This window comes from Vibrio sp. SCSIO 43132 (assembly GCF_019904195.1).
Classification (GTDB): domain Bacteria; phylum Pseudomonadota; class Gammaproteobacteria; order Enterobacterales; family Vibrionaceae; genus Vibrio; species Vibrio nigripulchritudo.
The window spans coordinates 783,554-802,755 of the sequence record NZ_CP063200.1 but is presented as its reverse complement, the minus strand read 5'-3'; the positions used below and the strand labels follow the sequence as shown (position 1 = coordinate 802,755).

Sequence of the window (19,202 nt, the reverse complement as noted above, 5' to 3'; positions counted from 1 at the left end):
AAACAGTTACAATATAATTCAATCTTAAAAAATGACTGGCACACTTCTTGTTGATGAAGTTTTATTCACAATAAGGAGATACACAATGAAGAACATGACGTTCAAATTAAAACTTGCTGCTTTAGGGACACTCATTTCACTTTCTGCACCGGCTCTAGCGGAAGACACCATCAAAGTCGGCGTTTTGCATTCGCTATCAGGCACCATGGCGATCAGTGAAACAACCCTCAAAGATACGGTTTTGATGCTGGTTGATGAACAGAACAAAAAAGGCGGTTTGCTTGGTAAAAAGCTCGAAGCCGTGGTGGTAGATCCTGCGTCCAACTGGCCTCTTTTTGCAGAAAAAGCGCGCGAACTGATTGAAAAGGAAAAAGTGGATGTCGTATTCGGTGGCTGGACATCGGTATCACGCAAATCCATGCTCCCTGTGTTTGAAGAGCTGAATTCCATTCTCTTCTACCCCGTGCAATACGAAGGGGAAGAGTCTTCGAAAAACGTTTTCTACACTGGCGCAGCGCCAAACCAGCAAGCCATTCCTGCTGTCGATTATTTGATGGATGAACTGGATGTAGAACGCTGGGTACTGGCTGGTACGGATTACGTTTACCCTCGCACTACCAACAAGATCTTAGAAGCGTACCTGAAAGACAAGGGCGTCGCGGCGAAAGACATCATGATCAACTACACCCCGTTTGGTCATAGTGACTGGCAGTCCATAGTGTCGGACATCAAGAAATTCGGTTCCGAGGGTAAGAAAACCGCCGTGGTCTCCACCATCAATGGCGATGCTAACGTGCCATTCTACAAAGAACTGGGCGCTCAAGGACTCTCTTCTGAAGATATTCCCGTTATTGCATTCTCGGTCGGTGAAGAAGAACTATCAGGTATGGATACGTCTCCGCTTGTTGGTCACCTTGCTGCATGGAACTACTTCATGAGCGTCGATACCGAGGCAAACGAAGAGTTTGTTGAGCAGTGGCAAGACTTCATCAAAAGTGAAGAACGCGTCACCAACGACCCAATGGAAGCACACTACATTGGCTTCAACATGTGGGCGAAAGCCGTTACCAATGCTGGAACCACCGACCCAGAATCGGTACAAAGTGCGCTGATTGGCGTTTCTGTACCTAACCTGTCTGGTGGCTACTCTACAATGCTGCCAAACCACCACATCACCAAGCCTGTGCTGATCGGTGAAATTCAAGACGATGGACAGTTCGACGTAGTTTGGGAAACCACAGGATTAGTTGCAGGCGATGCTTGGTCAGACTTCTTACCGGGCTCTAAAAACCTTTACTCAAGCTGGTTGCAGCCGTTTTCTTGCGGCAGTTTCAACGTAGAAACCAAAAAGTGCTCTGGCACAAACTGATTGATACCCCTTTTGCCCTTCGCACTTTGTGAAGGGCTTTTTTTGCTTAGCACGGACATCAAAATGCAATTTATTCGATACTTCCTCATCTGGGTCGCCTGTTTCAGCGCGTTCCAGAGTTCGGCAAGTACGCAGGCTGAAGGTCTTAATGATCTTGCGCCTCAGGTACTCAGTCGGAAATTTGAAGAACGTAAAGCGGCGGCAGACTGGCTTGTCACTCATCAGCCAGAACTCGCAAAGGTGATGCTCACTCACTGGCTGAATGGCGCACTTTACGTTCACAAAACCAATCCGGGTTTTTACTCCATTGAAAAGCTGAAAAAAGGTCAGTTGGCCTATCAAATCGCTTCGGACAGACAAGTGGTTGTCGAGTCCAAACGCGCGTTCAAAAAAGCCAAGCTGAACAACAAGCTGCGTTCGTATCTTAAGGTCCTGATCGCCAAGATAGATCTGATTTCTTCGGATCCTACATCTCGGTTGGAAGCCAGCCAAAAGCTGCTTGGAACTAAAGATACCGATCTGATTGCGCTGATTCAGACGCAGTTAAAATCCGAAACTGACAAGGAAATAAAAGGCAACCTGACTCTAGCCTTAAATCTTTACAGAGCCGCCTCAGAAAAGGACGACAATAAGCTTGAAGCGATAAAAAACATCTCGGGTTCTAAAGCACCACAGGTGTTCCAAACGCTGAACCAGATATTAGAAACCAGTGATGATTCAGCCGTTATCGCCGCCGCCAATAAAGCACTGGCAAAATATCAGCAAAGCCAGCGCCTGTATTCGGGTATTGAAACCGTATTCTTCGGTTTGAGTCTGGGTTCGGTGTTAGTGCTGGCAGGAATCGGCTTAGCCATTACGTTTGGCGTGATGGGCGTGATCAATATGGCGCACGGTGAACTCATCATGATTGGTGCATACACCACCTATGTGATTCAGCAGGTTTTGCCCTCCTACCCCGGTGTGGCGTTGATTCTCTCCATTCCTGCGGCTTTTATCATATCTGGGTTAGTTGGCATCGGGATCGAGCGCAGTGTGATTCGTCATTTATACGGACGACCGCTGGAAACACTTCTTGCGACCTTTGGTATCAGCTTGATCTTACAACAGGCGGTTCGCTCTATTTTCTCACCTCTTAACCGCTCAGTCACCACGCCAGAATTTCTTTCAGGCTCATTAGAGATTAATCCGATGTTGGCGCTGACCTACAACCGCCTTTACATCATCCTGTTTTGTATTGCCGCTTTCGCTGCACTCATGCTGATCCTGAAAAAGACCCCTCTTGGGTTACAGGTTCGCGCGGTTTCCCAAAACCGCTCTATGGCGCGTGCCATGGGTATTCGATCAGAACGAGTCGATATCATGACCTTTGGCTTAGGGTCCGGTGTGGCAGGAATAGCAGGTGTCGCACTTTCACAGCTCACCAATGTAGGACCCAACATGGGGCAAGCCTATATCATCGACTCATTTATGGTGGTGGTATTCGGCGGCGTCGGGAACCTTTGGGGAACGCTCGTGGCAGGTTTAAGCCTGGGGCTGTTCAACAAAATACTGGAGCCTTGGGCAGGTGCCGTATTAGCAAAAATTGTGGTGCTGATCTTTATTATCCTCTTCATTCAAAAACGACCAAGGGGGTTATTCCCTCAACGTGGTCGCGCGGCGGAGGGTTAAGTTATGTCGGCTACTTCAACACTCGCGTCACGCTCTATCATCTTTCGTGCATTACAGAACGACAAAGGTGGAAAAGCCACCTTGGGCATCATCGCAGCACTGCTGATACTGGTGCCAATAGGTAATCTTCTGATGCCGGTAGGTCATCCGCTACACATTGAAACCTTTACCGTTTCACTAATGGGGAAATACCTGAGTTATGCCCTGCTCGCGCTGTCTGTCGATTTGGTATGGGGTTATCTGGGTATTCTCAGCCTGGGGCATGGGGCATTTTTCGCGCTGGGTGGCTACGCCATGGGCATGTATCTGATGCGTCAAATTGGCGACCGAGGCGTGTATGGCGACCCGATTCTTGCCGACTTTATGGTGTTCCTCAACTGGCAGGAACTGCCTTGGTTCTGGCTCGGATTTGATCAGTTCTGGTTTGCCGCGCTTATGGTCTTTTTCGTGCCGGGTGTACTGGCGTTTGTCTTCGGCTATCTTGCCTTCCGCTCCCGTGTGTCTGGTGTCTATCTGTCCATTATGACTCAGGCACTAACCTACGCGCTTATGCTGGCATTCTTCCGAAATGAAATGGGCTTTGGAGGCAACAACGGGCTAACCGATTTTAAAGACATTCTTGGCTTTAGCCTGCAAAGCGATGCGACCAAGTTAGCGTTGTTCCTTTGCACTGGTGTGGCGTTAATCGTCTGCTACCTGCTTTGCCGAACCATTATGGAGAGCCGATTGGGGTGCGTTTCATTAGCGATTCGTGATTCTGAGTCGCGTACCCGTTTTATGGGGTACGACGTCGATAACATCAAACTCGGGATCTTTGTTCTCTCCGCCATGATCGCAGGTCTGGCTGGCGCTTTGTATGTCCCGCAGGTGGGCATCATCAACCCTGGAGAATTCGCTCCGCTCAACTCCATCGAAATCGTCATCTGGGTCGCCCTTGGAGGTCGCGCCACTTTGTATGGGGCGGTCGTGGGAGCGATTTTGGTCAACTACGCCAAAAGTTGGTTCACCGTAGAGTTTCCGGAGATCTGGTTATTTGCACTCGGTGGTTTGTTTGTGCTCTCCACATTGTACTTACCCAAAGGTGTTGTGGGCTTGTTCTCGAACTTCCCTAAATGGAAACGAAACCTTCCAGCCAGTAAGGAGCAGTCATAATGCTGACTTCAGAACTAGTCAAACGTGATCAGGTATTCAGCTTTATGAAGCCGAATATTCACCCACTGATCGATACCACTCACAACATCTTGTTGTATCTCGAAGGTGTGAACAAAAGCTTTGACGGATTCAAGGCCATCAACGACCTAAACCTATACATCAAGGAGGGTGAACTGCGCTGTATCATCGGTCCAAACGGCGCTGGGAAGACCACTATGATGGACATCATCACTGGCAAAACTCAACCCGATACCGGGCAAGTCTGGCTGGGATCTAACCTGAACCTGCTCAAGATGACCGAGGCACAGATCGCCAACGCGGGGATTGGTCGCAAGTTCCAGAAGCCAACCGTAATTGAATGCTTAACCGTTTGGCAAAACCTTGAGCTCGCCATGTCTGGCGTTCGAAATCTCTGGAATACCTTTACCGCCAAGCTCTCTGGCGAGCAACAAAGTAAGCTGGAATCCGTGCTTGAGCTGATTCACCTGCACGATCAGGCACATCTCGCGTCAGGGAATTTATCTCATGGTCAGAAACAGTGGCTAGAGATTGGAATGCTGCTGATGCAAAGCCCCAAACTCTTACTGGTGGACGAACCGGTTGCAGGGATGACTCATCAGGAAATGGATCGCACAGCTGAATTACTCAATGGCTTGGCGGGCAAGCATTCCGTAGTGGTGGTCGAACACGATATGGATTTCGTCCGCTCCATCGCTTCACACGTCACCGTACTGCACCAAGGGCACGTATTGGCAGAAGGCTCAATGGATAAGGTGCAGTCCGATCCTATGGTGAAACAAGTCTATCTGGGAGAATCCTAATGTTAGAAGTCAAAAACATCGACCAGTATTACGGGGAAAGCCATACCTTGTGGGACTTGTCGCTCTCTATTCCCAAAGGGGAATGCACAGTGTTGATGGGTCGAAATGGCGTAGGAAAAAGTACCTTACTCGAATGCATTATGGGTTTAACGCCCATTCGCAACGGGAACATTGTGCTGAATAGTCAGAGTATTGAAACTCGCCCTGCCGAAGACAGACCAAGACTGGGCGTGGGTTATGTTCCTCAGGGACGACAAATTTTCCCAATGCTCACAGTGGAAGAAAACCTGTCCGTCGGATTGCCAATTCGCGACAAAGCCGACAGAAAGATTCCGGATTTCATCTACGAAATTTTCCCTGTTCTGGAAGAAATGAAGCATCGCCGTGGCGGTGATTTATCCGGTGGTCAGCAACAACAACTCGCTATAGGGCGCGCTTTAGTGGTGAACCCGGATCTTCTGATTCTGGATGAGCCAACGGAAGGCATTCAGCCGAATATTGTTCAGGAAATTGGCGACATCATCAAAATGCTGAACCAGAAGCTTGGGCTGACAGTGTTACTGGTTGAGCAAAAGCTGCCCTTTGCCAGAAAGGTGGGCGACAGATTTACTTTGCTGGATCGCGGGCGAATTGTCGCGTCCGGGCAGATGGATGAACTCAACAACAAGTTGATTGCGGAGTATCTGACAGTATGACCGCATCACGAGATCTGGCTTCTTCTATTGAAGCCAACCACACCAAAACCAGCCAAACCGAAACCAATAAGCAGTCTGGCTGGAAAGCCAGACTCAATCTGGAATTCAGCAATCCAAACGGCTCAGCACAAGGTGGCAGAACGGTATTGAGCAAAAGGGAGCAACGTGGTCCGCTCGCCGTTCAACGCCCGCTCTACCCCGAAGGCGGAGTCTGTCATACCTACCTGCTGCATCCGCCGGGTGGTGTGGTCGGTGGCGACAGCTTGTCCATCTCAACTCAATCTCAAACAGGCGCTCACGCGCTGGTGACTACCCCCGGCGCCACTAAGTTTTATCTGTCTGATGATCGTCTTGCAAAGCAAACCCTCAATTTGAACGTCGAGAGTGGCGCTACGCTGGAGTGGTTCCCGCTGGAGAACATCTATTTCTCTGGTGCCATTGCTCACCTTGAAACGCAAATCAACCTCGCGAGCGATGCCCGATTTATGGGCTGGGAAATGCACTCTTTTGGTCGTCCTGCACTGAATGAGGGATTCCTTAAAGGAAAAATCAGTGGTCGAACTCAGATACGAGTATACGGTTCCCCCCTCCTGATTGAAGGGCTGAACCTAAATGGTATGGATAAGCGCTTTTTTAACAGTGGGTTACAGCAATGCCCCACAATGGGATCGTTATACGTTTTCGGTGCATCACCAAACGCACTGGAGTTGGTACAGGGTTTGCTCCATCAGTTTGAAAAGGACCACAGCTCAGAATCCGACCCCATCACCATTGCTGTCACAGTCGTGGATGGTTTGATGGTGGTTCGTGCCATCAGCAAGTGGACAGAATCCATGATGGACGCGTTCACTCAGGTGCGCACCGTGATTCGCGAGCAATGGGGGTTGAAAAATAACGCACCAAGGATTTGGGCGACATAGATATTTTCGCGCTTGCTAATTTGTGGGAAAAGGAAGAAGGGAAAAGAATGGAACTCACACCCAGAGAGAAAGACAAGCTCCTGATTTTTTGCGCTGGCATGCTCGCCAAACAGCGTAAAGAGAAGGGGCTAAAACTGAATTACCCCGAGTCGGTTGCCTATATCAGTAGCGCCATTTTAGAAGGGGCAAGAGAAGGTAAAACCGTTTCTGAGCTGATGGATTTTGGGCAAACTTTGCTCACCTCCGACGAGGTGATGGAAGGCGTGCCTTCGATGATCCCAGACGTTCAAGTGGAAGCTACCTTTCCCGACGGCACCAAGCTGGTCACCGTGCATGAACCCATCACTCAAGGAGCAGCGTCCAGTCAGGACATCACACCCGGAGAACTTCAAACCCCAGAGGAAGATTTAGCCATCAACGCCGACCGAAACACCTTGTCGGTAAAGGTGCAAAATCATGGTGACAGACCGATTCAGGTCGGTTCGCATTATCACTTTTATGAAGTGAATGACGCGCTCCTGTTTGATCGCGAATCCACCAAAGGCTTTCGTCTCAATATCCCCGCGGGTACTGCAACACGATTCGAGCCGGGTCAGTCTCGCACGGTTGAGCTGGTTGAGTATTCCGGCGACAAAACCATCTATGGCTTTCAAGGGAAAGTCATGGGTCCCGTTTAAGTGATTCAACTAACAAGGATGTTCTGATGGCAAGTATTTCAAGACAAGCCTACGCAGAAATGTTTGGTCCTACGGTTGGCGACAGGCTCAGACTCGCCGACACGGATTTGTGGCTTTCAGTAGAAAAAGACTTCACCCAATATGGGGATGAAGTGAAATTCGGCGGCGGTAAAGTTATTCGCGATGGCATGGGGCAAAGCCAGAGACCTTCATCTGAAACCCCTGATCTGGTGATCACCAACGCGGTCGTCCTCGATTACTGGGGAATAGTGAAAGCCGATGTTGGGGTCAAAGACGGTCGCATCTGCGCCATAGGCAAAGCGGGCAACCCCGATGTTCAGCCTAATGTGGACATTATTATTGGTCCCGGAACTGAGGTGATCGCCGGAGAAGGGTCCATACTGACCGCAGGTGGCATCGATTCCCACATCCACTTTATCTGTCCACAACAAATCGAAGAAGCCTTGGCGTCTGGAGTGACCACCATGATTGGTGGTGGCACTGGACCCGCAACAGGCACTAACGCGACAACCTGCACGCCCGGTCCATGGAACATGCATCGCATGCTGCAAGCATTAGATCATTTTCCGGTGAACTTTGGACTGCTCGGCAAGGGTAACGCCAGTCAACCAGAGGGGCTACGCGAGCAAGTGGCAGCAGGTGCAGTGGGGTTAAAACTCCACGAAGACTGGGGCACCACGCCTGCTTCTATTGATACCTGCCTGACGGTTGCAGAAGAGATGGATGTGCAGGTCGCGATTCATACCGACACACTCAACGAATCCGGCTTTGTGGAAGCCACACTCAACGCAATTGGTGACAGAGTGATCCACACTTACCACACTGAAGGCGCTGGGGGTGGTCACGCCCCCGATATTATCCGAGCGTGCGGGGAAGCTAACATTCTGCCCTCTTCCACCAACCCGACTCGACCTTACACCGTCAACACGGTGGATGAACATTTAGACATGTTGATGGTTTGCCATCATCTTTCTCCCTCTATTGCAGAAGATGTGGCGTTCGCTGAATCGCGAATCCGCCGAGAAACCATTGCCGCCGAAGACATCCTGCATGATCTTGGCGCGTTCTCCATGATCGCGTCCGATTCTCAGGCCATGGGTCGCGTTGGCGAAGTGATTACCCGCACCTGGCAAACCGCACACAAAATGAAAGTGCAGCGCGGCACGTTAGACGAAGATACTGAGCACAGCGACAACTTTCGGCTAAAACGCTACATCGCCAAATACACCATTAACCCGGCCATCACCCACGGGATGAGTCATGAGATTGGCTCGGTGGAAGTCGGGAAACTCGCGGATCTGGTGCTCTGGAAACCGCAATTCTTTGGCATCAAACCCAGTTTGATCATCAAAGGCGGCATGATCGCCATGGCACCAATGGGCGATCCGAACGCCTCCATCCCTACTCCGCAGCCCGTACATTATCGCTCCATGTTTGGCAGCTATGGGAAAGCAGCGAGCAGCACATCCATGCTGTTTGTTTCGCAGCAAGCAGCGGACGATGGTGTCTCTGAAAACATAGGTTTAACCAGCCAAATTGGCATTGCAAAAGCCTGCCGTTCCATTCGCAAAGCCGACATGAAGCTCAACGACTGGCAGCCAACGATAGAAGTCGATTCCCAAACCTATCAGGTGCGTGCCAACGGACAATTGTTGACTTGTGAACCTGCCAGTGTGCTGCCAATGGCGCAGCGTTACTTTTTATTCTGACAAGGAGCTTTGTTTTGATTGAACTGACTCAATTCAATGACTGCCATTCTGACTCACCAGACGGCTATTTGAGCCTGACCATAGAGAAACGCATCAAAAGCCGCCAGAAAGTGCAGCTGGATGACGGCTCCGAAGCTGGCTTGTTTGTGCCACGTGGATACACGCTACGCGATGGCATGCAACTAAAAAGTGAATGCGGAAAAGTGGTGGAAATCAAAGCGGCGCCTGAACCCGTTTCCACAATTTACTGTGAAGATGCCTTGCTGCTTGCTCGCATGGCGTATCACTTAGGCAACCGACATGTGCCACTTCAGGTCACTGCAGACTGGCTGCGCTACCAGCACGATCATGTACTGGATGACATGGTTGAAGGTTTGGGGGGAACCGTAACCTCTGAATTTGCGCCTTTCGAGCCTGAAGATGGGGCTTATGGCGGTACATCGGGTGGTCATCACCATCATCACTAGATCAATAAAAGGACTTATTCTTATGAAACGTATTTTTCTCGCTGCCATAACCCTGTCGGCCTCTCAGGGCGCTTTTGCTCACGTACTGCACGAACCTTCGATCTCGTTAAGCTCTGCGTTCTTCAGCGGACTGACGCACCCTGTTTTCGGGTTGGATCATTTGCTTATGCTTGCCGCTATCGGGCTGCTTAATGCTAAGCAATCCTCACTCGGTACTCAGCTCAAACTGATGGTGTTTGCCGTTTTAAGTCTGGGTGTGGGTTTAGCACTAGGTACTGCAATGGGTGGGTTTGCTGGCATGGAGATCGCAATTGCCACCTCTTTGCTCCTGTCGGGTTTCGCGCTTTGCTCTCCCATTCACCGTGACTCATTTTGGTCGAGTGCTGCTATTGCAGTTGGCTTGTGCCTGTTGTCTGTACACGGTTACGCCCACGGTGTTGAAGCCATCGGTAATGTCTTCGCCTTTAGTCTGGGCATGATGGTCAGCGCGGCTTTGATTGTTACCGCATTCAGCAAAGTCGGCAGCACCGTATTCTCTCATTGGGCGGCGTGGGGCATTGCCGCAAGCAGCTTACTGGTTGCCCTGAATTAGAGACGTTTTATGCAGACAGGTTTCAACCAAAGCGTTGCCCCCTATAGGTTGTTTCAGCTTATCAGCCCTTCTCTTCCCATTGGCGGATTCACTTATTCGCAAGGGGTGGAATGGGCGGTAGAAGCAGGCTGGATAAGTGACAAAACAACCTTTATCAACTGGTTGGCAACGGTTCTGAATCATTCAATGACGACACTGGAACTGCCTATCATGAGACGCTTATATAGCGCAATCGGAAAGGGGCAAACTGAACAAGTCGAATACTGGAACGCCTACTTGTATGCGTGCCGAGAAACCAGCGAATTACGCGCAGAAGAAAAGCAACGTGGGCATGCTCTATTCACACTGTTAACCAAGCTGAGTGTGACTCAGTCGATGCCAGAAACTCATCCAAATCAGCTTCATGGCTTTTGCCTTGCTGCTCACCACTGGGGTATTAGCGAAGAGGCGCTGTTGCAAGGATACCTCTGGAGCTGGGCAGAAAACATTGTGATGGCAGGCGTTAAGCTGATTCCGCTCGGCCAGACAGACGGTCAGGAAACGCTACTGGAAATTTCGTCGCTATTCCCCGATGCCATAAAACGTTCAAAGGTCATTGCAGATGATGAAGTCAGCGCCTTTACGCCATCGCACGCCATAGCCAGTGCCAAGCATGAAACCCAGTACACCCGGCTATTTCGCTCCTAGCTATTTCGCACCTAATAGTTCGCAAAAGAAACAGGATGAATCATCATGGAAAGTTACAAACAACCTTTAAGGATCGGAATAGGTGGTCCTGTCGGTTCTGGTAAAACAGCACTGCTAGAAGTGCTTTGCAAAACCATCCGAGACAAACTCAATATCGCCGTCGTCACCAACGATATTTATACTCAGGAAGACGCAAGAATTTTGACCGAAGCCGAAGCGCTGGCTCCTGACCGGATCATTGGTGTTGAAACGGGCGGATGCCCACACACCGCTATCCGAGAAGACGCTTCCATGAATTTAGCGGCCGTTGATGAACTTGCCAAACGCCACCAAAACCTCGATGTAGTATTTGTGGAAAGCGGCGGCGACAACCTGAGTGCGACGTTCAGCCCTGAGCTAGCAGATCTGACCATCTATGTTATTGATGTCGCCGAAGGTGAAAAAATCCCACGCAAAGGAGGACCCGGTATTACTCGCTCCGATTTACTGGTGATCAACAAAATCGATCTCGCTCCCCATGTTGGGGCTTCACTGGAAGTGATGGACAGAGACACGGCTCGAATGCGCCCGACCAAACCTTATGTATTTACTAATCTAAAGAAGGCAGTCGGCTTAGATACCATTATCGATTTCATTATCACTGAGGGGATGCTCACTGCTCATTAGCACTTTCGGCTCTCGCTACTCTTACGAGAGCCACCCCAACCTTTTCAAAGGCGAATAAGGTCGCCACCTTTAAAATATTTGAGCCGTTTGTATAACCTCCATTCGTCTACTAAATTTTAGGGATAAGGATAAATCTCGGATTGGTTCGTTTTGAACCTTTGGGAATTGAGGGACGATATGCCGCTAAAAGCCACGGATTCCGTAGACAGCTCAATGAGCTTTTCTCTTCTGTCCAGTATTTTTCATAGTATCCCCATCATGGTTGCCGTTTTGGATAACGATTTGCGCTATATCGTTGTCAGCCAGCAATATCTCGACTTTATCCGCTCCACAAGCGACAAAGTACTCAACAAAACAGTCAAAGAAGCATTGCCCCCTCCTGTTTATGCCAACGCAGCGCCACTTCTTGAGCGGGCGTTAGCTGGGGAATCAATCAGTTTTGAAATCGAGCTCCCTACAGAAACTGAAAACAAACGCTTTATCAGTATTCAATACCAGCCAAGATTAAATGCCGATGGTGAACAGGTCGGCGTATTGATGAGCGGCATCGAAATCACCTCCCTCAAGAAATCAGAAGAAGAAAAAAGACGCGTTCAGCATTATCTGAATACCACCTTCAACTCCATTGGGCACGGTATCGCCATTGTAAACGACGACAAAGAAATGGTTTCCAGCAATCCGCCGTTCGAGAGAATTGTTGGTGAAAGGTTCAGTGAGATCGACACTCTGCTACAGGACCACCCGTTTGGAATGATTGACTGCCTGTGCGATTTGGGCTGGCGTCGATGCCCAGAATTCAGTCAGTTTGTGTCTGGCAGTGCCTCTTCTGAAGTGTTTGAACCCCATTCCTTGCTGGTTAAAAACAATATTTTCATTGGCTACAAAGAGCTGGAGCTAGAAGGCGGTGGTCGCTGCTACGTGTTCACGGACGTGACAGAGCAGATTAAAGACAAACAAAACCTGACGCAGCAAATGCAGTACAACGCCACCATTGTCGATAATTCCCCAAACTTGCTTTGCATGATCGACAGACTGGAATTCACTATTTTGATGGTGAATGCTCAAGCGCTGGATCGCATAGGCAAAACAGAAGATGAGGTTATCAACCAGTACTGGTTCCGAGTATTTGCTTATGGATTCTGGAATCTGGAAGAAGAGAACCAGATGATCGTCAATCTGCCGAGCGATCAAGTGGTGGTGTCCACCAAAGACCGTAATGGCGAACCCATGACCATTCAGTGGCGCTTCGTTGAACTGGATGATCAATCAAACCGGGTACTCTGTTTCGGTGACGACGTCACTCAACTTAGTCAGGCACAACAACAACTGGAAACGCTAAACCACAGTTTGGAAGAAAAAGTACGTGAGCGAACTCAGTCTTTGGAAACCGCAAATGAAGAACTGCAATTCACGCTGAAAAAGCTGCAGGAAGCACAGCAAAGTTTGGTGGAAGCAGAGAAAATGGCGTCATTAGGTGGATTGGTGGGTGGTGTTGCCCATGAAATCAATACGCCTCTTGGAATCAGTGTTACCGCCACCAGCTTTTTGGAGGAAAACGTTGACGCTCTGAGCAAAGGATTTGAAACAGGTAACCTGTCTAAAGCTTTGTTCTCCAAAACATTAACGTCTCTCAAGCAGTCGACGGAAATATTAGTGACCAATCTGCAAAGGGCTGAGAAACTGGTGTGCAGCTTCAAGGAAGTCGCGGTGGATCAAACCAGCCAGACCGCTTACCAATTTAATATGCGGGAAATCATCGACAAACTGCTCTTATCACTGTCGCATGAAATTCGTGTTGCCAAAGTTACCATCAATCTGGAATGTGCCAGCAACATCGAACTGGAAAGCTATCCTAGCTCGTATATTCAGATTTTTACCAACCTAATCACCAACAGCATCCGACATGGATTTGATCAGTGGGATGGCGAACGCAACATCTACATAGACATTCAAACTGACATGGACAACCTGTACATTGTGTATCGGGATACAGGTAAAGGGGTCCATGAATCAGTACGCGAGAAAATCTTTGAGCCCTTTGTTACCACCAAGCGAGGTGGAGGCGGCAGCGGCTTAGGTGCCAACATCATCTACAATATGGTGGTTCAGTTGCTGAAAGGGAATGTCCAATGTGTTGCCGAAGAAAACCAAGGCGCGTGTTTTAAGATACAGGTTCCGCTTGATCTGAATATTGAAGAGCAAGACGGCATGGCAAACGCGGGATAGTATCCGATTTTATCTCCTATCAAAGCGCGGACATTCCCGCGCTTTTTTTGTTTGGAGTCATCCTAAAATAATTTTAGCTTTTAGTTTGAAACTGCTCATGATGTATTACAGATTCCAGACTGCTTCTGGGTAACCACCCTGCGGTCTCCAGCTCTGGTTTGTCTTTGAATTTCTCCACAAAACCAATGCATAGGTAAGCGATGATCGCCTTGCTCTCGGGTATGTTAAGCGTCTCTCGCAAAGCCTGATCATTGAGTATGCTCACCCAACCTACCCCAAGGTTTTCTGCCCGAGCTGCCAGCCACAAATTCTGGACTGCACACACAGTACTATAGAGATCCATCTCTGGCTTGACTGTCCGACCAATCACCACAGGACCGTTGCGCTCCCGGTCACAAGTCACACAGATCCCCATTGGCGCTTCTTCAATACCCTCCAGTTTGAACGTCCGATACTGTTCTTGTTTCTCTTCTTTAAACAACTCAGCTGAATAGGCATTCGCTTCTTCGAAGTCTCGCTTAATTGCTGCTCGCGTCTCAGCACTTTTTACCAGAATGAAATCCCATGGCTGAGAGAAACCCACGCTCGGCGCATGATGTGCAGCAGTCAGCACTCGCATCAATGTCTCTTCTGGGATGGGGTCTGGTTTGAAATCTCTTCGAACGTCCCGGCGGCAAAAAATCGTTTTGTAAACGGCTTCCCGTTCTTCTTTATTAATATTCATCGGTAATCACCTGTTTTAAGTAAACGCATCAACATCACTCAAAGTGCTTTGTGCAAATACATACTAACCAGATTGCCGAATTGCTTCTGTGTTCATTGCACCATCTTTACTGTGCAACAAGTTAATTGGAGTTTCATCACCCCTAAAAGAAAACGCTTGCGTTTGGTTAACGCCTTGGTTAGGTTAAAAGTTCATCACGAATTGAGATTCTTATGAATACCTTCATCCTATCACTCTGGCTTCTCAAACTTATGCCATTCAGTCGGTAGGATTCTCTATTTCCGGCTGTGAGTGATGCAGCCGGAGTCTAATGCCATTTCTCACAGCCGATGTTCAAAAACAAAGGAAGTGAATAATGAGCGACACAGCGGCAGCAGCATCCTCTTCAACCCAGTATCGGCAAGGCGTAATGTTCGCGTTGGCGGGTACCGTTATGTTTTCAATCAAACCAGTTTTCATCAAACTGGCTTACGAGTATGGTGGCGATGCCACTTCAATCATGAGTCTTCGTGCGCTTAGCTCACTTCCTCTCTACATCGCAATTCTGTTCTGGCTATGCCGCAGCCAGGAATCGCGTACATCGCTCCGCACATATGGCTGGCAAGCCGCTCTTGTGGGTATCCTCGGTTATTACTTCGCCGCCTTACTGGATATTCTGGCTCTGGAACATATTTCAGCCCAGCTGGAACGTTTGGTGATTTTCCTGTTTCCTTCTTTTGTTGTTGCTATCAGTTGGATATTTTTGAAAGAGAAACCCAAACCCGGAACGATAACAGCCATCCTTCTTGGGTACCTTGGTGTCGCTTTCATCGTGTCGCATGACATGCAGCAGCTTGGAGACAAGGTTTGGTTGGGCAGCCTGATGGCAGCAGGCTCTGCGCTTATCTTCGCTGTTTATCTGGTGTTAAGTAAAAGAATCATTGGAAAAATGGGGAGCCAGCTGTTTAACAGTGTCGGCATGGCAAGTGCAGGGTTAGCGATCATGGGGCAGCACGTCTACCACGGTATTGAGCTCGGTGCTTTGTCACCTCAGTTAATCGTTCTTGGGGTTACCTTGGGGGTGTTCTGTACCGTCGTGCCCTCGTATTTTATGGCGGCGGCTATGGCTCGGCTAACACCGTCGGTTTTAAGTATTACCAGCAATATTGGTCCCTCAATCACCGCCTTGTTTGCCATCACCATTCTTAACGAAGCGTTTACTGTGTATCACGCGATTGGCATGATGCTGGTGGTTTTCTCTGTCTGGCGAATCAACAGGAAGTAATCGTGCCATGAATAATTAGGGTTTCGATCATTCGAATTTTTCGAACAAGACTCTCGAAGTCTTGCTATCTTCTTGAAGGAGTTGTCGCCTTATACTGAGTCCATTAATCACAGTTCATATGAGGTGAGATATGTCCACTAGAGAAATTCGTCAGATCATTCCTTCTCAGGCAACGTCTGATGGAGATGGAGTAAAAATTCGCCGTATCGCCGGTTTCAATAACCAGGCTTTTTCACCATTCCTAATGGTTGATGAACTGAAATCGGATGATAAAAAAGATTATGTGGGTGGGTTTCCTCCTCATCCACATCGCGGCATCGAAACATTAACCTATATGATGGAAGGTCATTTCCAGCATCGAGATCACATGGGAAATGTGGGCGAATTAAGAAGCGGAGGCGCACAATGGATGGCGGCGGGTCGCGGTGTGATTCACAGCGAAATGCCGATAATGGAAGAGGGCAATCTTCACGGTTTTCAGATTTGGATTAACCAGCCATCCAAAGACAAAATGAAGCCCGCTCAGTACTTCGATTTCCAACCTGAAATGGTGACGGAACATCCTGTCGGAAGCAGCTTAGTTCGCCTATTGGCAGGATCGCTAACGGTTGATGGCGAAAGGCTAGAAGGTCCATTGAATAAAACAGGTGTACCTGCAACAGTGGCAGACTGGCGAGCACCAGATACAGCAAATGTAACGCTGACCACTCCATCGGAGTTTAACATGATGGTTTATGCCTACAAAGGTAACATCACCGTTGGTGACCGCGACCTCAAGCAAGGTCACATGGCATTGCTCTCTGCTGGAGAAAGCGTAGAGCTGACATCACAGGGCGATTCCGGAGTGCTGATATTCGCGGGTCAGCCCATCAATGAGCCGATTGTTCATTACGGACCGTTTGTAATGAATTCGATGGAAGAAATTGAACAGACCATACGCGACTATCAGTCAGGTCTGTTTGATACTTACTGAGTCGATTTATCTGAGTGTTGGATAACCAACACTCAGATTTACAACAGGACTAAGCTCTCAAATATTCGCTATACAGAAAATCAATCTGGTTTCTGTCACCGTTTTTAGAGATGGTCACGACACAACTGAATTCCGCACTATTCATACTAGAAAATCGAGGTTTTCTAGGGTCTTCCACCAGCTCAGTTACGGTATATGACGCCTGATTGGCATTAGGAATCAACTGACCATTCATTCGCCACTGATAAGACTCCACTTTTTCATCATCTTTCAATTCACTGTCAGCGCTCACTGAAAGAGTATTCCCCACAGCGGGCGTTCCGGTAATAGGTAATAGCGGACGACTCAGACGAAATGCTTTGCTGCTTAATTTAGGTGCTTCTATTATCTGATGGTTTATGGTCGACAGAACTTCTTCAACAACGGGCTGGTTATTACCATCTTTAATGATGTCACCGTTACTGTCTCTGGCATATCTGACATAATCACCTAATACATCTGAATTGCCTCGCAGATATACATCGCTAATGGTGTTGTCGAATGAAAGATTGTTGACAATTTCACCCGTCCAGGGAACGCGGACACTGGCGCACCACCTAACCGCAGAGACGCGATTGTGATTAACCAATATATCGAAACGCCGGCGTTCATTTTCCCGATCAGTGGTATCCCCAAGATCATAGCCTGAAATCAGGATACCTGAAGCCATCCCTAAGTGACCTCCAATGGTGTTATCGTAGATACTAATAGAGCGTGATACATGTTTAGCCGCAACACCTATGCCAAACGTACTCGAAAGGGCTGGATGATCGGCTCGTATTCCACCTGAATGTACATAGATGTTACGACAGGTACCTTTACGACCTCCAAGACCAATACCAAAAAACTTGCCACCAAATATACAGTTCTCAACCAGATAATAATTGGCTTCAATAGACATTGAACCTTTCAGGTTATCTGATTCGAAAGATTGCAAACAGACACAATCATGTACCCAAATATCGTAACATCGTCCACTCAAACCATCACCTTCTTCCGTAAACTGAATGCAATCAGCGCCACCTCCTAGGGGTATATCGAAATAACTGAACGAGATTTCTATTGGTCGTAGAACCCCATCTCCTCTGTTCACTGCCTTGCCATAAATTCCATCACCATAGACATTCACTACTCGCAAAAACTCTATTTTTGTTCCTTTAGACTCAATTAACTTTATTCCAGCAGAATTAGCATGCTTATCATTTCCGGACAGGGTTATTCTAAGTAAACTTACATTCTCCGAACCGAAGACATATATAGGGACTTGTCCCGTCATATCTGTGCCTGACAAATCCGAGCTTTTTGAGTCCAACTCAATGTCTTTAATCAATGTATTCTTTTTATCTTTAATAATTTTGCCTTTTGAACCGTCTGGTTCGAGTGGATACCTCATACCTTCAACCAGATGCTCACGATAGTTACCGTTGCTTTGAACTAATGCCGTATTAGCAGTCACTATCATTTTGGGTTTATTTAAATGAGGATCACCAAATGCGCCATAGGTCTGATCCTCATTCATGATTATACCAAGCTCAAATATGTCGCCCCTTCGATAGTATATTTCATGAATTTGATAAGAAACTGGGACTGACAGCTCTGATTCCAAAATTGGCTTATGAGGTTGTTTTCCGTCGTTGCCGGCATCCCCATGTTGAACAACAAAACGTGCATTCATCGCATCATTATAAACGGTGACTTCAAGTTTAGTGGTTTGAGTCAGGTTATTACGCGTTCTGGATACCTCAATAATACGTGTGTCAGTCGTCGTTATTTGGGAAGAATCCTGAACACTTAACACGCCATCAATTATTTGAAAGCCAGCAGAGTTGCCCGCCAAAGACCACTCATCACCATACTGATTTTTACCGATACGCCCTAACACGTAGCCATTAGGTGAATCGACACCGACTCGAAGGCATTCAAAAAACAGGTATTCACGGTCACGACCTTCTAAGGTATCAAAAGGAGGCGGCAAGTTATCCATATCAAGTTCTGGAATTAGGCCTCGCTGACTAGCTGGACTCGTATCTCGTTTCACCGTATACAAATGTTCCCACAAAGGATTAGATATCGGCACTCCCTGAGAAATATCTGAAGTTGCTACATAATGGTGAATAAAGCCTTCTTCGATAATACGAACTTCAGAACCCTTGATATAGTCTAAATCAATATCGTGAACTGTTATCGCATAATCCCTTTTCTTTAACTCTATTGTCATAATTAATATTCCTTATCCGTTTGACATTAATACCAACAGTCGTTGAGATTTTTATAAATTATCATTCAGATATATATCACTCAATATTAGAAAAGACGTATCTAAAATATCAATTAAACAAGTAGGTATCGAAAAGCTCCTCGTTAATTCACAAGAAAATAAAAATAAAGTTAATTTAAAATTTATTAGAAAATAACGAGAACAAGTAAATTAATTTTAAAAAAACCTTAAATAGTCCTCAGCGACCTATAAGGTTCTTAAACCAAATTTTCATGAATTTTGAACTGAGTCAAATAAATGAGAAACCTCCCAGA

At 47.7% G+C, this 19,202-nt stretch carries 16 protein-coding genes and 1 pseudogene; 15 read left to right on the top strand and 2 right to left on the bottom strand.

Annotation, left to right across the window (positions count from 1 at the left end):
- Nucleotides 1-85 precede the first annotated feature (85 nt).
- From urtA to INR79_RS21725, 13 genes and pseudogenes are all read left to right on the top strand, one after another.
- Nucleotides 86-1,369, top strand: coding sequence for an urea ABC transporter substrate-binding protein (gene urtA / locus INR79_RS21785; RefSeq protein ID WP_004405062.1), 1,284 nt, complete (start codon nucleotides 86-88; stop codon nucleotides 1,367-1,369).
- Nucleotides 1,370-2,044: 675 nt separating this feature from the next.
- A pseudogene (urtB, locus tag INR79_RS28260) lies at nucleotides 2,045-3,037 on the top strand (urea ABC transporter permease subunit UrtB); the annotation flags it as partial.
- Nucleotides 3,038-3,040: 3 nt separating this feature from the next.
- On the top strand, nucleotides 3,041-4,189 hold the full coding sequence (gene urtC, locus INR79_RS21775) for an urea ABC transporter permease subunit UrtC (protein WP_223099873.1): 1,149 nt from the start codon (nucleotides 3,041-3,043) through the stop codon (nucleotides 4,187-4,189).
- A complete protein-coding gene (gene urtD / locus INR79_RS21770; RefSeq protein WP_200768467.1) occupies nucleotides 4,189-5,010 on the top strand; it encodes an urea ABC transporter ATP-binding protein UrtD in 822 nt (273 codons plus the stop codon). Before urtC ends, urtD begins: the two co-directional genes overlap by 1 nt.
- Nucleotides 5,010-5,705: an urea ABC transporter ATP-binding subunit UrtE gene (urtE, locus tag INR79_RS21765; protein ID WP_223099871.1), complete on the top strand. Its 696-nt coding sequence runs from the start codon at nucleotides 5,010-5,012 to the stop codon at nucleotides 5,703-5,705. Before urtD ends, urtE begins: the two co-directional genes overlap by 1 nt.
- Nucleotides 5,702-6,625, top strand: a complete 924-nt coding sequence (locus INR79_RS21760) for an urease accessory protein UreD (protein ID WP_223099869.1) — start codon at nucleotides 5,702-5,704, stop codon at nucleotides 6,623-6,625. The genes urtE and INR79_RS21760 overlap by 4 nt, the downstream gene beginning before the upstream one ends.
- Nucleotides 6,626-6,672: 47 nt before the next feature.
- Nucleotides 6,673-7,302: an urease subunit gamma gene (ureA, locus tag INR79_RS21755; protein ID WP_223099867.1), complete on the top strand. Its 630-nt coding sequence runs from the start codon at nucleotides 6,673-6,675 to the stop codon at nucleotides 7,300-7,302.
- Nucleotides 7,303-7,328: 26 nt separating this feature from the next.
- On the top strand, nucleotides 7,329-9,032 hold the full coding sequence (gene ureC / locus INR79_RS21750; protein ID WP_223099865.1) for an urease subunit alpha: 1,704 nt from the start codon (nucleotides 7,329-7,331) through the stop codon (nucleotides 9,030-9,032).
- Nucleotides 9,033-9,046: 14 nt separating this feature from the next.
- Nucleotides 9,047-9,499, top strand: coding sequence for an urease accessory protein UreE (gene ureE, locus INR79_RS21745; RefSeq protein ID WP_004405040.1), 453 nt, complete (start codon nucleotides 9,047-9,049; stop codon nucleotides 9,497-9,499).
- 22 nt (nucleotides 9,500-9,521) lie between these two features.
- Nucleotides 9,522-10,091 (top strand): HupE/UreJ family protein, encoded by a 570-nt coding sequence (locus tag INR79_RS21740; protein ID WP_223099863.1) that lies wholly within the window; start codon nucleotides 9,522-9,524, stop codon nucleotides 10,089-10,091.
- A 9-nt stretch (nucleotides 10,092-10,100) separates the two neighbouring features.
- Nucleotides 10,101-10,778 carry an urease accessory protein UreF gene (locus tag INR79_RS21735; protein ID WP_223099861.1) on the top strand — a complete coding sequence of 226 codons (678 nt, stop codon included), beginning with the start codon at nucleotides 10,101-10,103 and terminating at the stop codon, nucleotides 10,776-10,778.
- 45 nt (nucleotides 10,779-10,823) lie between these two features.
- Nucleotides 10,824-11,444, top strand: a complete 621-nt coding sequence (gene ureG / locus INR79_RS21730; protein ID WP_223099859.1) for an urease accessory protein UreG — start codon at nucleotides 10,824-10,826, stop codon at nucleotides 11,442-11,444.
- Nucleotides 11,445-11,621: 177 nt separating this feature from the next.
- Nucleotides 11,622-13,670: a PAS domain-containing protein gene (locus INR79_RS21725; protein WP_223099857.1), complete on the top strand. Its 2,049-nt coding sequence runs from the start codon at nucleotides 11,622-11,624 to the stop codon at nucleotides 13,668-13,670.
- 73 nt (nucleotides 13,671-13,743) lie between these two features.
- Here the strand turns inward: INR79_RS21725 and bluB are convergent, their stop codons facing one another.
- Nucleotides 13,744-14,394: a 5,6-dimethylbenzimidazole synthase gene (gene bluB / locus INR79_RS21720; protein ID WP_004405030.1), complete on the bottom strand. Its 651-nt coding sequence runs from the start codon at nucleotides 14,392-14,394 to the stop codon at nucleotides 13,744-13,746.
- A 355-nt stretch (nucleotides 14,395-14,749) separates the two neighbouring features.
- Here bluB and INR79_RS21715 point away from each other — a divergent pair, with 355 nt between their 5' ends.
- Complete coding sequence (locus tag INR79_RS21715; protein ID WP_022598793.1) at nucleotides 14,750-15,658, top strand: DMT family transporter; 909 nt, start codon at nucleotides 14,750-14,752, stop codon at nucleotides 15,656-15,658.
- Nucleotides 15,659-15,788: 130 nt separating this feature from the next.
- The gene (locus INR79_RS21710) at nucleotides 15,789-16,631 is read left to right on the top strand and encodes a pirin family protein (protein WP_022598794.1); all 843 of its coding nucleotides are present in this window, start codon (nucleotides 15,789-15,791) and stop codon (nucleotides 16,629-16,631) included.
- A gap of 49 nt (nucleotides 16,632-16,680) precedes the next feature.
- Here the strand turns inward: INR79_RS21710 and INR79_RS21705 are convergent, their stop codons facing one another.
- On the bottom strand, nucleotides 16,681-18,888 hold the full coding sequence (locus INR79_RS21705; RefSeq protein ID WP_223099855.1) for a hypothetical protein: 2,208 nt from the start codon (nucleotides 18,886-18,888) through the stop codon (nucleotides 16,681-16,683).
- Nucleotides 18,889-19,202: the final 314 nt, after the last annotated feature.

What these genes read in the sequence shown, in the direction of transcription:
- urtA (WP_004405062.1), top strand. Translation starts at nt 86, where the DNA reads ATGAAGAACATGACGTTCAAATTAAAACTTGCTGCTTTAGGGACACTC.
- urtC (WP_223099873.1), top strand. Translation starts at nt 3,041, where the DNA reads ATGTCGGCTACTTCAACACTCGCGTCACGCTCTATCATCTTTCGTGCA.
- urtD (WP_200768467.1), top strand. Translation starts at nt 4,189, where the DNA reads ATGCTGACTTCAGAACTAGTCAAACGTGATCAGGTATTCAGCTTTATG.
- urtE (WP_223099871.1), top strand. Translation starts at nt 5,010, where the DNA reads ATGTTAGAAGTCAAAAACATCGACCAGTATTACGGGGAAAGCCATACC.
- INR79_RS21760 (WP_223099869.1), top strand. Translation starts at nt 5,702, where the DNA reads ATGACCGCATCACGAGATCTGGCTTCTTCTATTGAAGCCAACCACACC.
- ureA (WP_223099867.1), top strand. Translation starts at nt 6,673, where the DNA reads ATGGAACTCACACCCAGAGAGAAAGACAAGCTCCTGATTTTTTGCGCT.
- ureC (WP_223099865.1), top strand. Translation starts at nt 7,329, where the DNA reads ATGGCAAGTATTTCAAGACAAGCCTACGCAGAAATGTTTGGTCCTACG.
- INR79_RS21740 (WP_223099863.1), top strand. Translation starts at nt 9,522, where the DNA reads ATGAAACGTATTTTTCTCGCTGCCATAACCCTGTCGGCCTCTCAGGGC.
- INR79_RS21735 (WP_223099861.1), top strand. Translation starts at nt 10,101, where the DNA reads ATGCAGACAGGTTTCAACCAAAGCGTTGCCCCCTATAGGTTGTTTCAG.
- ureG (WP_223099859.1), top strand. Translation starts at nt 10,824, where the DNA reads ATGGAAAGTTACAAACAACCTTTAAGGATCGGAATAGGTGGTCCTGTC.
- INR79_RS21725 (WP_223099857.1), top strand. Translation starts at nt 11,622, where the DNA reads ATGCCGCTAAAAGCCACGGATTCCGTAGACAGCTCAATGAGCTTTTCT.
- bluB (WP_004405030.1), bottom strand. Translation starts at nt 14,394, where the DNA reads ATGAATATTAATAAAGAAGAACGGGAAGCCGTTTACAAAACGATTTTT.
- INR79_RS21715 (WP_022598793.1), top strand. Translation starts at nt 14,750, where the DNA reads ATGAGCGACACAGCGGCAGCAGCATCCTCTTCAACCCAGTATCGGCAA.
- INR79_RS21710 (WP_022598794.1), top strand. Translation starts at nt 15,789, where the DNA reads ATGTCCACTAGAGAAATTCGTCAGATCATTCCTTCTCAGGCAACGTCT.
- INR79_RS21705 (WP_223099855.1), bottom strand. Translation starts at nt 18,888, where the DNA reads ATGACAATAGAGTTAAAGAAAAGGGATTATGCGATAACAGTTCACGAT.